Genomic DNA, 1,806 nt, shown 5'->3' on the forward strand with positions numbered 1-1,806 from the left:
TCGGATGCGAGCGCTTCTACACCGAGAAAGAATTGCTGCCCGGCAACATCTGCCCGGTGCATAACACTCCCGTCGAGCGCATCAAGGAGGGCAACTACTTCCTCAAGCTCGAGAAGCATCGCGAGGCGATTCGCCGCAACATTGAGAAAAATCCCGACTTCATCCGCCCCGAGCGCTATCGCAATGAGGCGCTGCGGATGCTCGACGATCCGCTCGAGGACCTATGCATCTCGCGTCCCAAGGCGCGCCTCGATTGGGGCATCACGATGCCGTTTGACGACAAGTACGTCACGTACGTCTGGTACGACGCCTTCTGGGCCTACGTGAGTGAACTGCCTGACACCAGCGACGCGGCGCTGAGCGCGATTCTGCCGGTGACTGAACACTTCATCGGCAAGGATATTCTCAAGACGCACGCGACCTACTGGCCCGCGATGCTGTTGTCGGCCGGCTTGCCGCTCTACCGTCACCTCAACGTCCACGGCTTTCTGAATTTGGGCGGCGCGAAGATGTCGAAGAGCTCGGGCACCATCCAGGACCCCGTCGCCTATCAGCAAAGTGTCGGCCCCGACGTCTTGCGCTTCTTCATCCTGCGCGAGTTCACTTACGGCCTCGACGGTGACTTCACCGAACAGCGCGTGATCGATCGCTACAACTCCGACCTGGCCAACGACCTTGGCAACTTGACCAGCCGCGTGCTCTCGATGGCGGCGCGATACTTCGAAGGCGCGATTACCGCCGCGCCGGGTGTCGGCAACGATCCGCTCGACGTGGCGCTGGTCGAGACCTTCACCGCGATTCCGTGGCGCATCGCGCCGCTGGTCGAGGAGCTGTCGTTCAATCGCGCTCTGGAAGTCATCTGGCAAGCACTGGACGCAGCCAACAAATATATCGTCGCGACCGCGCCGTTCACGCTCGCGAAAGACGCCGCCCAGCTGCCGCGCGTCGCGCAGATCCTCGCCAACCTCGTCGAGGGACTGCGCGTCGTCGCCGATTCCCTGGAGCCCTTCATGCCGGTGACGTCCAAAAAGATCATCGCCCTACTAAATGTAGGCGACAAACTCGCGCGTGCGCCGTATGGACAAGGCATCAAGCCGGGCCATCGCGTAAATCCAACGACGCCGCTGTTCCCACGCATTGAAAAGAAAGCCCCTTCCTAATACTCGACGCCTGCTCGGCAGCATCCCCGCTCGATTCAGCTTGACTTGAGCTAGATTTCGCAGCCAAACTGCCCGAATCACAATTGCCGGGCGTTGTCGCGAGTCTGAATGCGGTAAGAGCTGTCTAAGGCGGGGATTCACAATGAAAGTTCCGGATCGATGGTCTCGGAGTCTTTTATGGCTGCTAGTCGTATCATTCGTTTCGATATTCGCCGCGAAACCATCGCTAGCAAACGCGAGCCTCGATCATCCTAAGGAAACTACGCCCGCCACGGTTCGTCTGCCGGGTCACGTGCTGTCAGCAATTGCGAAGGCGAGCGTCGTTCCTTCAAGCGCCAAAACCGAAAGTGGAACTCTCTCGCTCACACTCGTCCTCAAGCGTGACGACCAGTCGGGGTTCGAGCGCTTTCTGCACGACCTCTATGATCCCAAATCGCCGGCCTTTCATCACTTCCTGACTCAGCAACAGATTGCCAATCGCTTCGGTCCGAGCCGAGCCGATTACAACTCCATGCTGCGCTGGATGAGGTCGAAGGGATTCAAACTTGAGCGCGGCTCCAGGAATCGGCTGACGCTCACGATGCGCGGCACTCGAGCGCAGGCAGAGCGCGCGTTCGACGTGCGCATCGCGGACTATCGCATCGGT

Annotated in this window: 2 protein-coding genes; both read left to right on the plus strand. The window is 59.7% G+C overall.

Annotated features, from left to right (window positions below):
* A partial coding sequence (locus tag VIW95_RS14340) for a class I tRNA ligase family protein (protein ID WP_331587702.1) occupies window positions 1–1,160 on the plus strand: 1,160 nt, incomplete at its 5' end.
* A gap of 292 nt (window positions 1,161–1,452) precedes the next feature.
* Window positions 1,453–1,806 (plus strand): protease pro-enzyme activation domain-containing protein (locus VIW95_RS14345; RefSeq protein WP_331587704.1); only part of this gene is annotated, 354 nt, incomplete at its 3' end.

The sequence above is a fragment of the Binatus sp. (SeqCode) genome (assembly GCF_036522015.1).
Classification (GTDB): domain Bacteria; phylum Desulfobacterota; class Binatia; order Binatales; family Binataceae; genus Binatus.